The following is a 17,613-nucleotide window of genomic DNA, read 5'->3' on the forward strand; positions in this document are numbered from 1 at the left end:
ATTTTCTTTATGAATATTCAATTAACTAAACAATAACTGCGGGCAGAGGTTCCAATACTCAAGTGTATGTTCAAAAGGATTTATGATATACCTCATTGAAATTATTAATCAATAAAAAACCCCATGCTCTGTAAAGAGCCGGGGTTTTAAATGAAGAAAAAATGTTCTGTTTAATCTTCTACACCATACACTTCTTTTAAAATACCTTTGGCATTGGCGTCGCCGTCTTGCATCACGCGGTGTTGCAGGTTGGTTATAATTTCCTGCTCGGCTTTTTCGTAGGCTTCTTCTTTGGCGTTTTTCTCGGTATTCGTTCTTATCAGCTCATAGATATCATCGGCACGAACCACGCTGTAAATATCGTCATCATTAAAAGCATGAGAGCGAAGTTCCTCAAATTCTTTGAATACCCTGGGGAAATCTTCGCTGTCTTCGGACCGGGTTATAATTTCAACGTGCTCAGGGCCTTCCGCACTTAATGGAGTTTTGCAGAGATAGAAAAAATTTTGTTGGTATTGCATCTGCTGTAAATAATTGGGTTGAATTTTTTAGCTGGGTCAATATAACAAATAGTGTACTAAATGTGCCATTTTGGGTGACAGGTTTTAGACGCAAGGTGTTAGGTGTTAGTGATGGAACCTAAAACCTAACACCTAATAACTCGCCCCTGTTTTTTTCAATACTTTGGGGATCATCATCCATTTTACCTGACAGGTTCCGGGGGCTAAATCTTCCCATTTTTCGGCAAAGCTCTCCAGGCAAACTAAGGCAGCCGTAGGCATCCTAATGGCCGTTTTTTGCTCAGAGCCGGCTAAAACTCCGGCTGTGTTTTCAATTAGCGGATTGTGGCCAATTAGTAATACACGTTCATTTTGGTCATCCACAGATTGTATGGCCTTAATATATTCCCGCATGGAACCATAGTAGAGATCTTCGCTCCATTGAATATGTTCGGAGTTTACCGAGGCTGCTTCCATGCTCAAATTTGTGGTTTCTTTTGCACGCTGCGCCGGGGAGGATATAACTGCTCCGGGTTTATAGCCTATTTCCCGTATAAATGTACCCATCATGGGCGCGTCTTTATTACCCCGGTCGTTGAGCGGCCGATCATAATCTTTGAGAGCGGGATTTTCCCAGCTCGATTTGGCGTGGCGCATCAATAAAATTTGTTTCATAAGTCAGAGGTTCGTTAGTCACTTTTTTAAAATTGGTGATTCGGTAATCTTACGGGTAAACCTGCGAGCTTTTATATTGCCCTCCCAAAATTCTGCAAATACTTTCACCAACTCGATTCCAAAAAATATAATAATACTGGAGTAGTACACCCACAACATTAAAATTATAACCGATGAAGAGGCCCCGCTAAGCTGATTCAGCGAACTGTTCCCTATAATAATCCCCACCCCAAATTTTCCTATTACTAATAACAGCGTGGTAATAAAACTGCCAAGTAGTAATGGTCTCCACCTTATTTTTACATCTGGAAGGATGTAGAACATTACAACGACTGCCCCAAAAATCATTAAAATTGTGAGCATATTGCTTCCCACTGCTGCCATCACCAAATTTGCAGATTCAAAGTTCTCGGAGAGGAAATCAAAAAATACAACCAGCAGAGAATCTAATATGAGAGAGGTAATCATCGCCACCCCCAGCAATACGATCATTCCAAAAGCGATTAAGCGATTGAGCAGAAGCTTAAGGAATCCCACTTCCGGCTTTGCTGCCACGTTAAATATTTGGTTAAACGAGTCTTTAAATTGCACAAAAACGGTAGTTGCAGAAACCACTAAAAAAGCAATGCTCATTATCAAATAGAATATATTCCGGGTGTCGGTCTGTATGGTTTCTACCAACAGCAATACAGCTTGTGAACTTTCTTCCCCAAAGCTTTCATTTAAGTAACCGGTTAACTCTTGCAGCACGCTTTCATTTCCTACAAAAATACCTGCCGTATATACTGCAATCATTACAATAGGAGCGAGTGAAAACAGGGTATAAAATGATACCGCCGCGCTATATTGAAAGCCATTATCCTCCATGAATGAGTTGACGGCTTTTGTAATAAGTTGAAATATTTCCTTCAAACGGACCTTTTTATTTTTATTAGTCAATCTTAAAATGGTGCCTTCATCTATAAACAATAAAAGGCCTTACACTCATTCCTTGGAAAACTTATTTCCAAATATTCGTGAAGGAGCATACATCGTCAAGATAACTCCTCTTGCAACCATAAAGGCAGTCATGGCCATCCAAAGGGCATGAATTCCCGCAAACGGTTCACTGATCAAGTAAACGGGAATGTACACCAGGATAGTGGCTACCAACATGGAATTTCTCATAGCTCCCGTAGCGGTTGCACCAATATACACCCCATCCCAAATGAAGCACACGCTGTTGATTAATGGCGCAACGATCAACCAAATGACTACAGACATGGCTACAGCAACAACATTTTCTTTATCCGTAAACAAGGCGATGATTTCTGTATCGAATATCGCATAGGTGATGGTTCCCAATAAACCCAGTCCCAAACCCCACATCATATTTGCGGTTACTGCTGATTTTAGGTTCCGATCATCCCCGGCTCCCTTAAACTTCCCAACCAAACTCTCTGCCGCATAAGCAAATCCATCGGTTCCATATGAGCTGATGTACCACATTTGAAGTAATATGGTGTTTGCTGCGAGCACGACATCTCCCATTTCAGCTGACTTTGCCGTGAAAAAAGCATAGGAAAAAATAAGGCACAGGGTTCTTATGACAATATCCCGGTTGACGGAAAAGAACTTCTTCAGCTCTTCGGTTTCAATAAGCTCATCCCATTTAATCTCTAACTTCAACCCGCCATACCTTTTTTTGTATAGGATGACGGCCAAAATTAATGCCAAAAAGCTTGCTACTAAACTGCCGGTTGCTACTCCATCCACTGTCATGTTAAACCGGAACACAAAAATAAGGTTCAGGATAATATTTACAATATTTAAGAAAATGGTGATGATCATGGGGTAGGTGGAATTTTGCATTCCAAGGAACCATCCATTTAATCCAAATAAAGCTAACGTGGCCGGTGCCGCAAAAATCCTGATGTGATAATAAAGACGGGTATACTCTTCAACTTCGGGCGAGGCGTCTACTAAATAAAGTGACAGATCAATCAGCGGATACTGTACTAATAAAATAAAGACACTGCTCGCAGCTGCCACCAAAAGTACCCGAAATAAAATGATCCGCGTTTTGCGCTCATCATTAGCTCCATAAGCCTGAGCTACCATCCCTGTTGTGCCCATCCGCAAAAAACCGAATCCCCAAAAAATAAAATCAAAAATAATACTGCCTACCGCAATAGCTCCCAAATAATAGACATGTTCTAAACGCCCTACCACCGCAGTATCAATGGCCCCTAACAACGGCACAGAAAGATTACTGATGATATTTGGTATGGCTAACCGGAGTATTTGTCGGTTCAAAAAGTGGCGTTTAATAAATTAAAATTCGGCTTTTAAAATAAGGGTACAGAAACTATGATAATTTGATATTATTTGTATAGCCTATAAAGTTGCATATCTTAGGGTGTGCATGTATTTTCTTTCTCCGATTTTTTAGGAATTAAACTTAATTACATAACTCATTTGCTTTTCACATGGACATTGAAACGCGTAATAAAATCCTGACCGTTGTACTTGGAATTTTAATTATCGGGTTAACATATTGGCTATATGACTCTCTCGTAACACCTTACCAGGAAGTTAGAGAACGAGAAGCCATGACAGAACAAGTTCGTTTTCGTTTACTTGATACCAAAGATGCTATCATCCAATATCAAACCCGGCATGGAAATTTCCCCCCTACCGAAGGTGGGTTAGACAGCTTAGTGAATTTCCTTAAAACGGATTCAATGATGATTGCTATGGGAGATACTTTGTTTGGAAGAACCTTTACGACCTATAATCCCGATTCTTTAATTTATTCTCCGCGTCCGCCGCATCCAAAGTTTGAGTACACATTAAATGACACGTTGCGACCTCCTATCTACCTGTTGGAAGATCCTGGCTCGGATGATGCCATAGGTAGCCTTGAACGAACTACGATGCGCAATGCGCCAAACTGGAATTAATGGATGACGCTTCTGCTAATTTAGGTGTTTGTTTTTTCTCGGATCGTCTTTTCTATTCTATCAATGATCCGAATAAAGACAAACACCTTTTTCGTATTGGCTCTTTTGATTTCAACTTTAACCTGATAGAAGCCATTACCAGTCAGCACGAAGACCATTTTCCACACGTTCTCTCAACCTTTGATCGCTTCAGGACCGAGCATAACATAAAATCGGTTCGCGCACTTACCCATCCCGCTCACGAATGTTGGACGGTGTTCCCAAAAGTAGTTTACGATAATGCCGACGAACGGGAAGATCATCTGGCTATTTTGATGAAAGGCGTTGAAAGGGAGCACCTGGAACCAACTTGGCACACCCTTCACAATAACGAATATAAATTCCTGTCGGTGCGCCGCCGTAATTTAATGGCCGGTTTTGATGAATTAACCAATCAGGTAGCAACAACTGATTTTAGCAGCGATTTTGAAATGGCTCAAAAATGGTCGTCTTTCGCCAAACCCGGTGGCTCTTTTTTGATGATTGGGTGCCACAATAATATTATCTCCATTACCTCATTTTTATTGGGCAAGTTCAGGGCAGCCACCTATATCTCCTTCGATCAGCCGGAAGACCTTCCTTATCATTGGCTGCAACAATCCGCTCATTCCAGCTGGTTAAAAGGTTTGCATGAAACTATTTACCTGTTTGGCCATCAAAGCCATGAAGTTGAACAAGTTATTCAAGGCTTTTGGGACAGCTCTGCTGAAATTACACATCTTAATTCCCTCAAAACCATCGGGGTTGAAGCAGAAGAAGAAACGTATGGTTTTGATCTTGCTGCAGCCTTCCCGGCTATTTTACTGAGCCTCGATTTTTAATCCCTTTGGAATTCTAAATGCTCAATTTTAAATGTTAAATTTAGGGGTGAATTATATCATCCTAATTTCAAAATTTTGAGGCTTCCGTCATGCGGATTATTACCGGAAAGTTAAAGGGTCTCCATTTTAATATTCCCAAAGGACTTGATGTACGTCCTACCACCGATCGCACCAAAGAAAGTATTTTCAACTTGATTGAGGCCCGGGTATTTATGGAGGGCACCATCATACTAGATCTTTTTGCCGGATCGGGGAATCTTGGTTTTGAAGCCATTTCAAGAGGCACAAAACATGTGACAGCCGTAGAAAGAGATCCCGATAATGTGAAACAAATTGAACGCATAGCTAAGAAGTTCGGGATTGATGATCAGATGCGTATCGTCTGTGCCGATGTTCAACAATATCTAAATGGAATGGCGACACCTCATCATTTTATCTTTTGTGATCCTCCTTACGACTATCCTTTTATGGATGAAATGATAGAACAGGTACTATCCGAAAACTGGTTAACCGACGAGGGTTGGTTCATACTGGAGCACGACAAATACAAAGATTTTACCGATCATCCGCACTGTTCGTTTTCAAAAGCATATGGGCGAACCATTGTTAGCATCTTTGAAAAGCATCCGGTAGATTCGGACTCACAATAAAATCCCATACTTATGAAAACCATTGCCCTTTATCCCGGTTCTTTTGATCCAATCACCAACGGACATCTCGACATCCTGGAACGAGCCACCAAATTATTTGAAACAGTGATTGTAACCGTTGCAGTTAATAAAGAAAAAAGCGCTGTTTTTACGGGTGATGAGCGGGTTGAACTTATAAAGAAATGTATCTCAGGTAAAGCATGGGCTAAAAATGTGAAAGTAAATCAATTTACAGGGCTTTTGGTTGATCACGCTAAAGACATGAAAGCCGATACCTTAGTTCGTGGTGTACGTCAAATTTCAGATTTTGAATACGAATTCCGTATGGCACTAACCAATAAACGCCTTGCTCCTGAAATTGACACCATTTTCTTAATGCCTGATGAGGAGTTTACTTTTATTTCGGCCTCCATCGTAAAGGAAGTGGCTTACTGGGATGGTGACCTAAGTTCCTTTGTACCTAAAGACGTAGAAAAAGCCCTCAAAGAAAAATTTATGAATGAAAAAGGGAATAAGGAATAAGGGAATAAGGAATTTTGGAGTAACTTTATTCCCTTATCTCCTATATTTCTCCCGATCAAGATTGCATACTCTCAAACACATACTAACCCATGATCTCAAAAAGAGCACAACAATTACAACCTTCAGCCACCCTAAAAGTAACCGGTCGCGCCAAAGAATTAAAAAGACAGGGTAAATCTATTGTATCTCTGAGCGCCGGGGAACCTGACTTCAAAACGCCCCGCCATATTTGTGATGCTGCTATTAAAGCAATTAATGATGGTTTCCATGGGTACACGATGAATCCCGGTACTCCTGAGCTGAGGGAGGCTATTTGTGCCAAGTTGTTGCGGGATAACAAGCTAGAATTTGACCCATCTCAAATTATTTGCTCCAATGGGGCAAAACAGTCCGTTGGGTTTTCTGTATTGGCTTTGGTTGATCCCGGCGATGAAGTGATCATTCCGGCTCCCTACTGGGTTTCTTACCCTGAGATGGTGCGACTGGCTGAAGGTGAATCCGTTGTAGTGCGCACTTCTTTTGAGAATAATTTCAAGCTCACGCCAGATCAGCTTGAAGAAGCCATCACCGATAAAACAAAGGCCCTTATTTTATGCTCACCCTCCAATCCCACCGGAGCACAGTATTCTAAGGAAGAACTTGAAGGACTGGCTGAAATATTACGCAAGCATCCACAGGTGTATATTATTTCAGATGAAATTTATGAATACATCGTTTTTGAAGGTGAGCATGTAAGCATCTTGAATGTTGCGCCTGATTTGAAAGACAGGGTCGTATTAATTAACGGCTTTTCTAAAGGGTTTGCGATGACAGGCTGGCGACTTGGCTACCTGGCGGCTTCAAATGAAATTGTATCGGCTGTTTCCAAGATTCAGAGTCAGGAAACTTCGGCTCCTTCTTCCATTTCCCAAAAAGCCGGTGAAGCCGCTTATAAAGGAAGTCTCGATGAAGTCAAAGGCATGCGCGATCAATTTAAAAAACGGCGTGATTATTTGGTTAATGCTCTTAATTCACTGGATGGCGTAAGTTGCTTTACTCCCGGTGGCGCCTTTTATGTATTTCCTGATATCTCAACTTACCTGGGCAGCAAAAAACCTGATGGCAAATCCATCGAAACCTCTACCGACCTTTGCCTTTACCTACTTGATGAATACGGACTGGCGCTTGTCCCCGGTGACGCTTTCGGTGAACCCAACGGAGTACGTCTAAGCTATGCAGCGTCCATGGAAGATTTGGAAGAAGCCATGAAACGATTCAAAGAAGGTTTGAAAAGTCTTTCTTGAGGTAATTAAATCTTTGGAAACGTAGGGCGGATTGGTAATCCGCCCGGGTAGCCAAAGCCCGTTAAGTCTTTTTCATATCACATTGACCCGACAAAGCTGGCCGACCTACGTAGTTGGATTTAAGCTTAAAGAATTTTGAAACCCATCGAATTTATACAGCCATGCTTAATTAAACTGGGCGTAAAGGTTATTTACAAAAGAGTTCATCCAAGCGGACGCTTGGACAAGCAGTGTGTAAGATTTTATTGGTCATAAGCCAAAACCTACTTCATCAGTTTTCACTTAATCACTCCACCCAAAAACATTTATCCACATTGTTGTTGATAACACGAAAAAGAACCCGTATTTTTACAGGCTCTGTAATTGGCGGAGAAAAACTGATTTAACAAAATGTTTGAAGATTTATCCTCAAAATTAGACAAAGCGTTTCAATCCCTGAAGGGGGAAGCTCGTATCACAGATGTGAATATCGCGGAGACTGTCCGTGAAATTCGCCGTGCATTGCTCGATGCTGACGTTAATTATGAGGTAGCCCGCCAGTTTACAGATGATATTAAAGAGCAGGTGCTTGGCTCCGATGTACTCACCAGTGTTAACCCCGGCCAACAGTTCACAAAAATTGTGCACGACAAGCTGGTTGAAACATTCGGTGGTGAACGGGTCGATATCGCACAAGCTCACACCCCACCTACTGTAATTCTTATAGCCGGACTTCAGGGTTCGGGTAAAACAACCTTTACCGGTAAGTTAGCCCGACACTTAAAGCAGGAGCATAAAAGGAATCCTCTTCTTGCTGCCGCCGATGTTTATCGCCCTGCCGCTGCAGACCAGCTTAAGACACTCGCCTCTCAAATTGATGTTCCGGTGTATTCCATCGAACAGCAAGATGCCGTTCGCGTAGCTAAAGAAGCCGTTTCCATGGCTAAAAGTTTGGCACTCGACACGGTTATCATTGATACCGCGGGTCGTTTACATGTAGATGAGAAAATGATGAATGAGGTTGCGGAAATTAAGGAAGCCGTCAATCCTCATGAGATCCTGTTTGTGGTCGATGCTATGACCGGGCAGGATGCTGTTAACACAGCCAAAGAATTTAACGAACGTATTAATTACGACGGTGTAGTTTTAACCAAACTGGATGGTGACACCCGCGGTGGTGCTGCATTATCTATTAAAACCGTTGTAAACAAGCCCATCAAATTTGTGAGTACCGGCGAAAAGCTGGAAGCTCTCTCTCCGTTTTATCCCGACCGAATGGCCCAGCGTATTTTGGGTATGGGAGATGTGGTATCGTTTGTTGAAAAAGCTCAAAAAGAATTTGACGAGAAAGAAGCTGAACAACTTCAAAAGAAAATTAAGTCGGATAAATTCGACCTGAATGACTTTCTCGAGCAAATCCAAAAGATCAAGAAGATGGGAGACTTCGGTGATCTTGTCAATATGATTCCCGGCGCCAGCAAAGCATTGGATGATACTGAAATCGATGATGATGCATTCAAACCGATTGAAGCTATAATCTTATCAATGACGCCGGAGGAGCGTCAGAATCCCGAGCTATTAAATGGAAGCCGTAGGCGGCGAATAGCGAAAGGTTCTGGCACCAAAGTTCGTGAGATAAATCAACTCATGACACAGTTCGATCAAATGAAAAAAATGATGAAGACCATGTCGAAGATGGGTAAAGCCGGACGTGCGCTTCAGGGACTGAAAAATCTGCCGATCGGCCGATAAGAACTTATAACTAAAACCAATATTGGAGAATAGCATTGTTAAGAATCAGATTACAACGCAAAGGACGTAAAAAACGACCTATCTGGCATATCGTAGTTGCCGAAAAACACGAAGCTCGTGACGGTAGAATTGTTGAGCGCGTAGGTTATTACGATAACGTAACCGAAAAGAAAGTGGTTGAATTGAATGAAGACCGCATTTTTTACTGGTTAGATACCGGAGCTCAACCCACCGACACAGTAAACAAAATTCTTCGTCGTGAAGGGTTGTTGTACAAGCGTCACCTCAAAAACTGGGGCAAGAGCGAAGAAGAAATTGAAAAGGCATTGGCCGAGTGGAAGGAATACAGAGATTCCAAGAAAGAAGATGCTGCCAGCCGCAAAGAAGACTATAAAGCCGTTCTTGCTGCCGAAGAAAAAGAATATAAAGAGCAACTTCAGAAAAAAGCTAAACAGGCTGCTGCAGAAGTAGAAGCTGAAAAAGCCGCTGCTGAAGCTGAGAAAGAAGAAGATGACGCTCCAAAATCAGAAGCTGATAAAATTGAAGAAGCTTTAGAAAAAGCAGAATCTGAAGAATCAGCTGATGAAGAAACCACAGAAGCTGAAGAGACTACCGAAGCAGAAGCTAAGGAAGAAACTTCTGATGAAGTTGAAGCAGCTGAAGAAACTCAGGAGGATCAGGCAGAAGACGAAGAGCCTGAAGAAGAGAAAGCTGAAGAAACAGACGAAGACGAGTCTGACGAGGATGAATCAGCTGATGAAGAAGAAACCGAAGATGAAGCCCCTTCTGAAGATGGTGAAGATGATTCAGAAGAAGAGGAAAAAGAAGAAGATGACGATGCTTCCGATCAGGTTTCTACTGATATGACAGCCAAAGAGGCCATCGACCATATCAACAACACTGATTTGGATGACCTTGAAGGATTTGTTCCCGACGATGAAGACCGTGTAACGGTTCAGCGTGCTTGGGAAAGTAAACAAGAAGAAGGATAATTTAATCCGGCGCCTATGAATCGGGACGCCATTACACCGGGATTTACCCAAGTGGGCTACATTGAAGAAGCCCACGGCCTCGATGGCTATCTCAAAGTTTTCTTTGATTTAGATGATCCTGGAAAGGCCGAGGAGTTAAACTTGGTTTATTTGCGCAACGATCGGGGCGATTTTATTCCTGCCCGCATTTTAGATTTTTGGGTTGAGGATAAAAGAAATCAATTTTCGTTCTTTGTACAATTTGATCATATCGCTGATCGCACAGCGGCTGAAGCTTTAAAAGGCAAAGGCATTTTTCTGGAAGTAGAAGAAGCCGAGTCTTTCATAGAGCCTGAAGCCGAAACTGAAAACTCACTTATCGATCATGAAGTTTTTGATGATGATAATGAATCAATCGGTTTAGTGATTGATGTAATGGAAAACCCGGCGCATCCCATTTTGGTGGTTGCAACTACCTCGGGAAGCCGGCTCATTCCCTATATCGAACATTTTGTGCGCGATACCCGCGATGGGAACATCTATTGCCAAAACCTTGATGAGCTGGAGGGCATTTAAATGATGCGAATCGACATCATATCCGCTGTTCCCGAATTGCTTGAGAGTCCGCTAAAACACAGTATTGTGAAGCGGGCCATCGAGAAGGAACTGGTGGAAATTCACGTGCACGATCTCCGGGATTATACCGAAGACAAGCACAACAAAATAGATGACTATCCATATGGCGGAGAGCCCGGTATGGTGTTAACGCCACAGCCTATTTTTAGCTGTATTGAGCACCTTCAGTCCGAGCGAGATTATGATGAACTCATATTCACTGCCCCTGATGGCGATGTTTTTGAACAGGCTGATGCTAATGCATTATCACTGAAACAAAACATTATCATTTTATGCGGGCATTATAAAGGAGTAGATCAGCGAGTACGAGATGAACTCATCACCAAAGAATTTTCCATTGGTGATTATGTGCTTTCGGGAGGAGAAATTCCTGCCTTGGCCATAACCGATGCCGTTGTCCGGCTTATTCCCGGTGTATTGGGAGATGCCGGAAGCGCATTAAATGATTCATTTCAGGATGGACTGCTGGAAGCACCTGTATTTACGAGGCCTTCTGAATTTAAAGGATTGAAAGTACCTGATGTACTGCTATCCGGAGATCACAAAAAAGTAGCCGAATGGAAGCAGGAGCAGTCCGAAAAAAAGACTAAAGAACGGCGAAGCGATTTATACAAAAAATTTAAGAAAGAACATTAATAACAGTCCCCGAAGTTGTCGGGGGTTTAAAATCATAAATCATGGATAAGCTAAAACTTGTAGAACAAAGCCTGATCAATGAGGAAATTCCTCACTTTACTGCCGGAGATACCGTGAATGTGCACTATCGTGTACGCGAGGGAGAAAAAGAACGTATTCAGCAGTACGAAGGTATCGTACTATCTGAGCGAGGAAGCGGACCAAATAAAACGTTCACCGTGCGTAAAATTACTGCCGGTGTTGGTATTGAACGTGTGTTCCTGCTAAACTCCCCTTTTATTGCTAAAATTGAAGTGAAGAAAAAAGGTAAAGTCCGTCGCTCAAAATTATTTTACCTGCGCGAACGACAGGGTAAAGCAGCTCGAATTAAAGAAAAAGAAGTTAAGAACTAAATACTCTTTTCTTCCATTTACTCTAATGTATCAAGCAATTTCTTTTAGCCTTTGGGCGAAGAAAACTGCCTTTATTTTATTTTTAAGCCTTTAAACTAATCACGTTTACATGAATATTATTCTGTTTGGTCCTCCGGGTGCAGGCAAAGGCACACAAGCAAAAAAACTGCAGGACGAATACAATATCCCCCATCTATCAACGGGCGATATTTTCAGGGCAGCTATTAAAAACAAAACTCCGCTTGGCGTGAAGGTGAAGTCAATTTTAGACTCCGGCGAACTTGTACCCGACGAAACCGTTGTAGACCTCGTAGCCGATGAACTGAAAAAGGAGAAGTATAAAGATGGATATATCCTTGACGGTTTCCCAAGAACGGTAGTTCAGGCTAAAGCTTTTGATGAGTTTCTGAATGAAAATGATGACGAGCTGGATGCCTTTATCTCACTGACGGTACCCGAAGAAGAGCTAATCAAACGTATTCTTTCCCGTGGCGAAGACCGCAGTGATGATACGGAAGAGAAAATTAAAACCCGACTGGAAGTTTACAGAGAAGAAACACAGCCGGTCATGAATTATTACGAGAAACAAGGGAAAGTTCAAAAGATTGATGGTTTGGGATCTATTGATGAGATCTTCAACGGTATTAAAGAAGTATTGAATTAATCTTAGTTTCAGTATTGAATTTTGAAACCCGCACATTGCCAGAACGTGCGGGTTTTTTTATGCGGAACGAAAAATGCCCAATTTCATGTATATTGATCTGAATATTTAATATAAATCGGACGATATAATGAAAGCTAACACTGCAAATAACTTAATTACGTGGGGAGCTTCACTGGCTATAATTGGAGCCTTAACTGTTCTTTTGTCCGGTTATGGATACCAATGGGGATGGTGGCATTTTAGTACCGGGTTTAGCATGATCCCCTGGGGAACCGGTGGCGCTGTTTTAGGTGGAATAATAGCGGCCATAGGTTTTTTCAAAATCTCAGACCGTTCTCAAAATCAAACTATTCTGGGGTATTTGGGAATTGCATTGGCCTTAATTGCGCTTCTCAATATCGGCTACTGGTATCTTGAAATTCAAAAAGGCTATCCCCCCATCCATGATATTAGCACAGATACATTAAACCCTCCTGAATTTGATGCCATTGTTCCTTTAAGAGCTGATGCTCCCAACCCGCCGGAGTATGTTCGTGGTGAAGCGGCTGCAGCTCAAGAGGCATACTATGGAGATATCGAACCTATTGAAATAGCTTTAAATTATGATGAAGCCTATGATCGAGCATTAGAAACTGCCAATGATATGTCGTGGACGTTGGTTGATGAAAACCGGCAGGAAGGCCGAATTGAAGCCTATGATAAGGTGGCTTGGTATGGATTTATTGACGATGTGGTCATTCGGGTTGATACCACCGAAACGGGAAGTCGCATTGACATTCGCTCAAAATCCAGAATTGGACGGGGTGACCTGGGAGTGAATGCCAAACGTATTAGAACTTATATCGACGAGTTTAACAATTAAGTCAGCTATTATTGTTGATGCTCTTTAGTACTTGATCAGCTAATAGAGGAGCTGCCTCAGGCTTAAATCGAAACCAAAGTTCCGGTTCAATAATCTCTAATTCTGATACAGCCAATACCCCATCATTATCTCTTATAATATCGACACGTGCATATGCCGGAAGGCTTGGACAAGCTTCAACAGCTGAAAGAGCAAACTCAATTTCTTCTTGGGTAGGTTCATAGTGATGTACGGTACCTCCATGATCATCTTGTACTCGGAAATCACCGGGCTTGGCTTTCTTTAATACTGCATGACTAAATTCATTCCCAAAAATCATCATCGAAACTTCTCCAACTTCTGCCACTGAATACTGAAAAGGCTGAATCATAAAATCTTCTCGTTTCATTAGGGGAGCCAATTTCATCGACATCTCCCCAATATTTTTCGGGGTGATTTTATAGGTATGACGTCCGGCCCCTCCCACTGTCGGCTTTATGACCATATTTTCCCAGCCGGTTAAGTTTTTCAGTTCTTCAATATCCAAATGGGAATTTAATGGAAGATAACGAGTTGAAATAATTCGGATTCCCTTTTTAGACAAATCAGCCAAATAGTGTTTATCGGAATTCCAACTAACCAGCTCTATCGAATTTATGAAATTTGTTTTCAATGAAACGGACTGAAGCCATTCAGTAAATTCCTCATATCTATCAAAATAATCCCAGTTGGTTCTGAATAGGATATTTCGTGTTTTTGACCAGTCAAATTCTTCATCAGCCCAATCTTTACGGCAAACTTTCAGCCCTTTCGCTTCCAGAGCCTCTTTCACCAAACGGTCTTCTTTCAAAAGATTGCGTACGTATTGATTTGGATTTGCCGGGGAGACGTACCGGGATTCGGTCAATAAAGTAATATCATAGGATTTCATGCTTTTAATAGTACAGATATCTTTCAAATATGTCACTTGAAATTTCTGCGCATTTAGTTATTATATAATGAATGCAAAATAATTTCACTGCCTTATGAAAATCCGATTCCTTTTAATAGTTCTGTTATTCATAGCCCCTGCTATTTTTGCTCAGAATATTGATGATACCGAACTGAAGCAACTTCAAAGCGGAGAATACGGACTTAAAGCCGGTTCCATTCAAGCCACGTTCACCGATGCTATACATCCTGATTCTGCGCTTCAGCAAATGAAGGAAAAGGGACACAAAATTGTCAGCACTGAATTCAAGCCTATCCTGTTGTCCATTCAAGGTGAAATATCAGAAGAGCAACTGACGGCTCTAAAAGAAAATAAATGGGTGAACATGGTAATCAATGAGTCTGAAATTTTATCTCAGCAGCAAGGAGCGGATCCCGAAATCTTAAAAAAAATCAAAGAGAACACAGACATCATGCCTACCGAGTTTACTATGATTCAATTGAAGCTGGAGGCCAATAAAAAATCGGTCGATGAGTTACGTATGCAATTCCCGGACTTATCTTTTAAAATGACGTGGAGCGGCAGTCGCACAGCTGTCATCGAAACAGAACCCGGCAAAGAAATAGACCTCATGGATGAACTCAAGAAACTGGATATAATAGAAAGTACTGCGATGATAGGATTGCTTAAAGAGCGACATTAAAATAAACCCAGCTGCTTATCCTGTCGCTCATAGGGCCATGGTTTTAATTCAGGAAGTGAAATGAGTTCAGAAAGTTGTTCATGAAAATGCTTACACAGCTTGGGCTGATCTACTTTGTTCGGGGCATGAATAAATACATATGGATGCAAACCATCCTTTATCCACTCTGCCACAATAATGGCCCATTCTTTTAAATAGGGCTCGTTATTCAGAATATCGTTAGTACCAACATATCTTAAAACCGGACGGGATGCTGTAGTGTCAAATCTCACAGGCACTTTTGGCTTTTTCTTTTGGGCCTCTATAATCGAAGCTTCGTTAGATTTGGTGGAATGCAGCTTTCGGGTGTCAAAAATAACCCGATCCACTTCATAACTTTTAAGCAAAGAAATCAGGTTTCTTTCATGCTTACCGTGATCGAAAAAATCTTTATGACGCACTTCAACAGAATAACTAAACGACTTCGGCACCACTGAAAAAACATCCTCCAGTCGATAAAGCTCATTCGAAGAAAATGTTTCCGGAAGCTGAATCATAAATGGGCCCACCTTATCTCTGATTGGCTCAAATAAACGAACAAAATCTATGACGTGTCCCCTTACGTTATGCAGCCTTTTTTCGTGGGTGATGTGCCTTGGAAACTTAAAGCAAAATTTAAAACCCTTGGGAGTTTGCTGTCCCCATTTCTCTATCACTGATTCATCCGGTACATTATAAAAGGTGGTATTTCCTTCTACAGAGTTAAAAACGGACGCATATTGAGTCAAAAATTGAGATGGCTTGGCATCATCCGTGTAGAACTCCCCTTTCCATTCCGGAAGGCTCCAAACGGTGCATCCAAGGTGATATGGCAAATATTTGTGACTCACGTATTGTTTGTTGAACTAATTTCAGCACCCACTTTAATTTAAACTTTTACGGCAAAATTAAAATTTATGCTTTTTGGACTCTATTGAACCCAAGCTGAGATACAAAAATATTTTAAATTTATTGATCCTGGTTGCGCTCCCATAGTAAATATTTTGCTACAGCAGCTACTACCAAAGAATGGTGAACCGCTCCCTCTTTCACCATGGCTAAAAAATCATTCAGCGGGAGCAGGTGCACATTAATTCGCTCATTGCCATCAAGCTCCTGCTCCTTAATTTTCTGACAATTTTGAGCTACATACAAATGCGTGTAGTTGGTAAGAAAAGCAGGATTTGAGCTCACCTTTCCCAGGTAATACCATTTATCGCCTGAAAATCCTGTTTCTTCCAGTAACTCTCTTTTGGCTGTCTCATTATGGGTTTCATCCGAATCAACCATGCCACCGGGCAGTTCCAGGGTTGGCTCTTCAATACCATATCGATATTGCTCTACTAACACGACCTCATTCTCCGAAGTTAGTGGGATTACATTCATCCATTCCGGAGCCTCAATAATAGAAAATGAAGCTGAATGACCTTCCGACTCCAATTTCATATCTCGACTTAAAAGTTTGAAGATATTCGTCGTATATTTGAGTTCTTCCTTCGTGGTTATCCACGGTTCAATCGAAAATTCAAAATCACGGGTATTCATAAATGTCGGACACGCTGAAATTAGTTCAAGATCAATTTTCCTCAGATTCAGAACTTAAAAAAGCTATTGATAAAGCGTTGGATCTGATGGAGGATATTTATGCCTCCGGGAAATATCCAAAGATGATCGTAGAACGTTCGTGGAGTAAGCACAACCCTGTTATTGACGGAGAATTAGCTCAACCCAAAGCATATCGCTGGTATCTTAAACGTGAGATTGAGCGCCTGCTGCAAAATGATGCTACCGTTTTTATTAAACCGTCTCGTGATGTACTTCCACTGCATGATCCTTTATTGTTCGACAACCTGGATGAAAACGATTGGAATATCACCCAAAAGAAATTATTTCTGTTTCGGGCCGAGCGCATCGATATTTCTCTGGATCGTCTGCAACATTACACCGGTACCAAACCCGAAGATTTCCAGCGCTATATCCTGTTCACCAACTACGATATGCATGTAGAAGTATTTCTGGAGATGTTCCCTGATTGCGAAAAACCGGCACGGGAGGGAGTTCAGATGCCGGCTTATCATCATAAAATGGACAAAAATTCCGGAGTAACTTTAGTAAATATTGGTATCGGACCTTCCAATGCAAAAACTATTACCGATCATGTCGGGGTTCTGCGTCCCGATGCGATGGTGATGGTGGGGCACTGCGGCGGGCTTCGCAACCATCAGGATATTGGGGATTTTGTGTTAGCCAACGGATACTACCGCGCCGACCAAGTATTAGATGATCTGTTTCCGATCGGTATTCCCGTTTCTCCAAATTACATCTTGAATCGGTACATGCAGGAGATACTCGATCAAAATGAAATGAAGCACCGTATTGGAACGGTATATACTACCTCCAACCGAAACTGGGAGTTTTCTAAAGCCAAAACGGTAGAAGAAATCCATATGAGCAGAAGTGTTGCGGTCGATATGGAATCTTCAACGGTTGCCACCAACGGATTTCGATACCGCATTCCACATGCCACGCTGCTTTGTGTGAGTGATAAACCCCTTCACGGCAAGCCAAAATTATCTCAGGCGGCTCAGTCCTTCTATCAAAATTCTAAAGAATTACACCTTAAAATGGTTATTGATGCTCTCCAAATGGTGAAGGATA

21 protein-coding genes are annotated in these 17,613 nt (G+C 41.7%); 14 read left to right on the forward strand and 7 right to left on the reverse strand.

Translation table 11 applies throughout. The features are described from left to right. Positions 1–170 precede the first annotated feature (170 nt). From RI561_RS12885 to RI561_RS12900, 4 genes are all read right to left on the reverse strand, one after another. Positions 171–521 (reverse strand): hypothetical protein, encoded by a 351-nt coding sequence (locus RI561_RS12885; RefSeq protein WP_395080658.1) that lies wholly within the window; start codon positions 519–521, stop codon positions 171–173. Positions 522–653: 132 nt separating this feature from the next. Further along, positions 654–1,175, reverse strand: coding sequence for a SixA phosphatase family protein (locus RI561_RS12890; RefSeq protein ID WP_395080659.1), 522 nt, complete (start codon positions 1,173–1,175; stop codon positions 654–656). Between the two features lie 18 nt (positions 1,176–1,193). Further along, entirely contained in the window at positions 1,194–2,087 is an 894-nt protein-coding gene (locus tag RI561_RS12895) for a YihY/virulence factor BrkB family protein (RefSeq protein ID WP_395080660.1), read from the reverse strand. A gap of 72 nt (positions 2,088–2,159) precedes the next feature. Further along, complete coding sequence (locus tag RI561_RS12900; protein ID WP_395080661.1) at positions 2,160–3,470, reverse strand: MATE family efflux transporter; 1,311 nt, start codon at positions 3,468–3,470, stop codon at positions 2,160–2,162. Between the two features lie 173 nt (positions 3,471–3,643). On the opposite strand from RI561_RS12900, the gene RI561_RS12905 reads away from it, so the two are divergent. The 12 genes from RI561_RS12905 to RI561_RS12960 all read left to right on the forward strand — a co-directional run bounded on the left by RI561_RS12905 (position 3,644) and on the right by RI561_RS12960 (position 13,324). Continuing rightward, on the forward strand, positions 3,644–4,117 hold the full coding sequence (locus tag RI561_RS12905) for a hypothetical protein (RefSeq protein ID WP_395080662.1): 474 nt from the start codon (positions 3,644–3,646) through the stop codon (positions 4,115–4,117). Then, entirely contained in the window at positions 4,117–4,977 is an 861-nt protein-coding gene (locus RI561_RS12910; protein WP_395080663.1) for a hypothetical protein, read from the forward strand. The genes RI561_RS12905 and RI561_RS12910 overlap by 1 nt, the downstream gene beginning before the upstream one ends. An 89-nt stretch (positions 4,978–5,066) precedes the next feature. Continuing rightward, positions 5,067–5,627, forward strand: a complete 561-nt coding sequence (gene rsmD, locus RI561_RS12915; RefSeq protein ID WP_395080664.1) for a 16S rRNA (guanine(966)-N(2))-methyltransferase RsmD — start codon at positions 5,067–5,069, stop codon at positions 5,625–5,627. Positions 5,628–5,639: 12 nt separating this feature from the next. Further along, positions 5,640–6,149 carry a pantetheine-phosphate adenylyltransferase gene (gene coaD / locus RI561_RS12920; RefSeq protein WP_395080665.1) on the forward strand — a complete coding sequence of 170 codons (510 nt, stop codon included), beginning with the start codon at positions 5,640–5,642 and terminating at the stop codon, positions 6,147–6,149. Positions 6,150–6,238: 89 nt separating this feature from the next. Continuing rightward, a complete protein-coding gene (locus RI561_RS12925; protein WP_395080666.1) occupies positions 6,239–7,432 on the forward strand; it encodes a pyridoxal phosphate-dependent aminotransferase in 1,194 nt (397 codons plus the stop codon). Between the two features lie 390 nt (positions 7,433–7,822). Then, the gene (ffh, locus tag RI561_RS12930; RefSeq protein WP_395080667.1) at positions 7,823–9,163 is read left to right on the forward strand and encodes a signal recognition particle protein; all 1,341 of its coding nucleotides are present in this window, start codon (positions 7,823–7,825) and stop codon (positions 9,161–9,163) included. A gap of 35 nt (positions 9,164–9,198) precedes the next feature. Beyond that, complete coding sequence (gene rpsP, locus RI561_RS12935; RefSeq protein ID WP_395080668.1) at positions 9,199–10,155, forward strand: 30S ribosomal protein S16; 957 nt, start codon at positions 9,199–9,201, stop codon at positions 10,153–10,155. Positions 10,156–10,170: 15 nt separating this feature from the next. Continuing rightward, positions 10,171–10,710, forward strand: a complete 540-nt coding sequence (gene rimM, locus RI561_RS12940; protein ID WP_395080669.1) for a ribosome maturation factor RimM — start codon at positions 10,171–10,173, stop codon at positions 10,708–10,710. A gap of 3 nt (positions 10,711–10,713) precedes the next feature. Continuing rightward, positions 10,714–11,406 carry a tRNA (guanosine(37)-N1)-methyltransferase TrmD gene (gene trmD / locus RI561_RS12945; protein ID WP_395080678.1) on the forward strand — a complete coding sequence of 231 codons (693 nt, stop codon included), beginning with the start codon at positions 10,714–10,716 and terminating at the stop codon, positions 11,404–11,406. Positions 11,407–11,447: 41 nt separating this feature from the next. After that, the gene (rplS, locus tag RI561_RS12950; protein WP_395080670.1) at positions 11,448–11,798 is read left to right on the forward strand and encodes a 50S ribosomal protein L19; all 351 of its coding nucleotides are present in this window, start codon (positions 11,448–11,450) and stop codon (positions 11,796–11,798) included. A gap of 109 nt (positions 11,799–11,907) precedes the next feature. After that, positions 11,908–12,462 (forward strand): adenylate kinase, encoded by a 555-nt coding sequence (locus tag RI561_RS12955; protein WP_395080671.1) that lies wholly within the window; start codon positions 11,908–11,910, stop codon positions 12,460–12,462. A gap of 127 nt (positions 12,463–12,589) precedes the next feature. After that, complete coding sequence (locus tag RI561_RS12960; protein WP_395080672.1) at positions 12,590–13,324, forward strand: DUF1499 domain-containing protein; 735 nt, start codon at positions 12,590–12,592, stop codon at positions 13,322–13,324. A 1-nt stretch (position 13,325) separates the two neighbouring features. On the opposite strand, the gene RI561_RS12965 is transcribed toward RI561_RS12960, so the two are convergent. After that, a complete protein-coding gene (locus RI561_RS12965; protein WP_395080673.1) occupies positions 13,326–14,234 on the reverse strand; it encodes a RimK family alpha-L-glutamate ligase in 909 nt (302 codons plus the stop codon). 94 nt (positions 14,235–14,328) lie between these two features. Here RI561_RS12965 and RI561_RS12970 point away from each other — a divergent pair, with 94 nt between their 5' ends. Further along, complete coding sequence (locus RI561_RS12970) at positions 14,329–14,937, forward strand: hypothetical protein (RefSeq protein ID WP_395080674.1); 609 nt, start codon at positions 14,329–14,331, stop codon at positions 14,935–14,937. On the opposite strand, the gene RI561_RS12975 is transcribed toward RI561_RS12970, so the two are convergent. Together RI561_RS12975 and RI561_RS12980 are read right to left on the reverse strand one after the other, a co-directional pair. Further along, positions 14,934–15,806 carry a DUF72 domain-containing protein gene (locus tag RI561_RS12975; RefSeq protein WP_395080675.1) on the reverse strand — a complete coding sequence of 291 codons (873 nt, stop codon included), beginning with the start codon at positions 15,804–15,806 and terminating at the stop codon, positions 14,934–14,936. The genes RI561_RS12970 and RI561_RS12975 overlap by 4 nt on opposite strands. Positions 15,807–15,924: 118 nt before the next feature. Then, positions 15,925–16,500: an NUDIX hydrolase gene (locus RI561_RS12980; protein WP_395080676.1), complete on the reverse strand. Its 576-nt coding sequence runs from the start codon at positions 16,498–16,500 to the stop codon at positions 15,925–15,927. A 2-nt stretch (positions 16,501–16,502) separates the two neighbouring features. Between RI561_RS12980 and RI561_RS12985 the strand changes: the two genes are divergently transcribed. Next, on the forward strand, positions 16,503–17,613 hold a 1,111-nt coding region (locus RI561_RS12985; RefSeq protein WP_395080677.1), incomplete at its 3' end, for an AMP nucleosidase.

Origin of the sequence: Gracilimonas sp., from assembly GCF_031581265.1 — a bacterium.
Classification (GTDB): domain Bacteria; phylum Bacteroidota; class Rhodothermia; order Balneolales; family Balneolaceae; genus Gracilimonas.

Bases quoted from the DNA above. Each gene is read 5' to 3' on its own strand.
- RI561_RS12885 (WP_395080658.1), bottom strand. From the start codon at position 521: ATGCAATACCAACAAAATTTTTTCTATCTCTGCAAAACTCCATTAAGT.
- RI561_RS12890 (WP_395080659.1), bottom strand. From the start codon at position 1,175: ATGAAACAAATTTTATTGATGCGCCACGCCAAATCGAGCTGGGAAAAT.
- RI561_RS12905 (WP_395080662.1), top strand. From the start codon at position 3,644: ATGGACATTGAAACGCGTAATAAAATCCTGACCGTTGTACTTGGAATT.
- RI561_RS12910 (WP_395080663.1), top strand. From the start codon at position 4,117: ATGGATGACGCTTCTGCTAATTTAGGTGTTTGTTTTTTCTCGGATCGT.
- rsmD (WP_395080664.1), top strand. From the start codon at position 5,067: ATGCGGATTATTACCGGAAAGTTAAAGGGTCTCCATTTTAATATTCCC.
- coaD (WP_395080665.1), top strand. From the start codon at position 5,640: ATGAAAACCATTGCCCTTTATCCCGGTTCTTTTGATCCAATCACCAAC.
- RI561_RS12925 (WP_395080666.1), top strand. From the start codon at position 6,239: ATGATCTCAAAAAGAGCACAACAATTACAACCTTCAGCCACCCTAAAA.
- ffh (WP_395080667.1), top strand. From the start codon at position 7,823: ATGTTTGAAGATTTATCCTCAAAATTAGACAAAGCGTTTCAATCCCTG.
- rimM (WP_395080669.1), top strand. From the start codon at position 10,171: ATGAATCGGGACGCCATTACACCGGGATTTACCCAAGTGGGCTACATT.
- trmD (WP_395080678.1), top strand. From the start codon at position 10,714: ATGCGAATCGACATCATATCCGCTGTTCCCGAATTGCTTGAGAGTCCG.
- rplS (WP_395080670.1), top strand. From the start codon at position 11,448: ATGGATAAGCTAAAACTTGTAGAACAAAGCCTGATCAATGAGGAAATT.
- RI561_RS12955 (WP_395080671.1), top strand. From the start codon at position 11,908: ATGAATATTATTCTGTTTGGTCCTCCGGGTGCAGGCAAAGGCACACAA.
- RI561_RS12960 (WP_395080672.1), top strand. From the start codon at position 12,590: ATGAAAGCTAACACTGCAAATAACTTAATTACGTGGGGAGCTTCACTG.
- RI561_RS12965 (WP_395080673.1), bottom strand. From the start codon at position 14,234: ATGAAATCCTATGATATTACTTTATTGACCGAATCCCGGTACGTCTCC.
- RI561_RS12970 (WP_395080674.1), top strand. From the start codon at position 14,329: ATGAAAATCCGATTCCTTTTAATAGTTCTGTTATTCATAGCCCCTGCT.
- RI561_RS12980 (WP_395080676.1), bottom strand. From the start codon at position 16,500: ATGAATACCCGTGATTTTGAATTTTCGATTGAACCGTGGATAACCACG.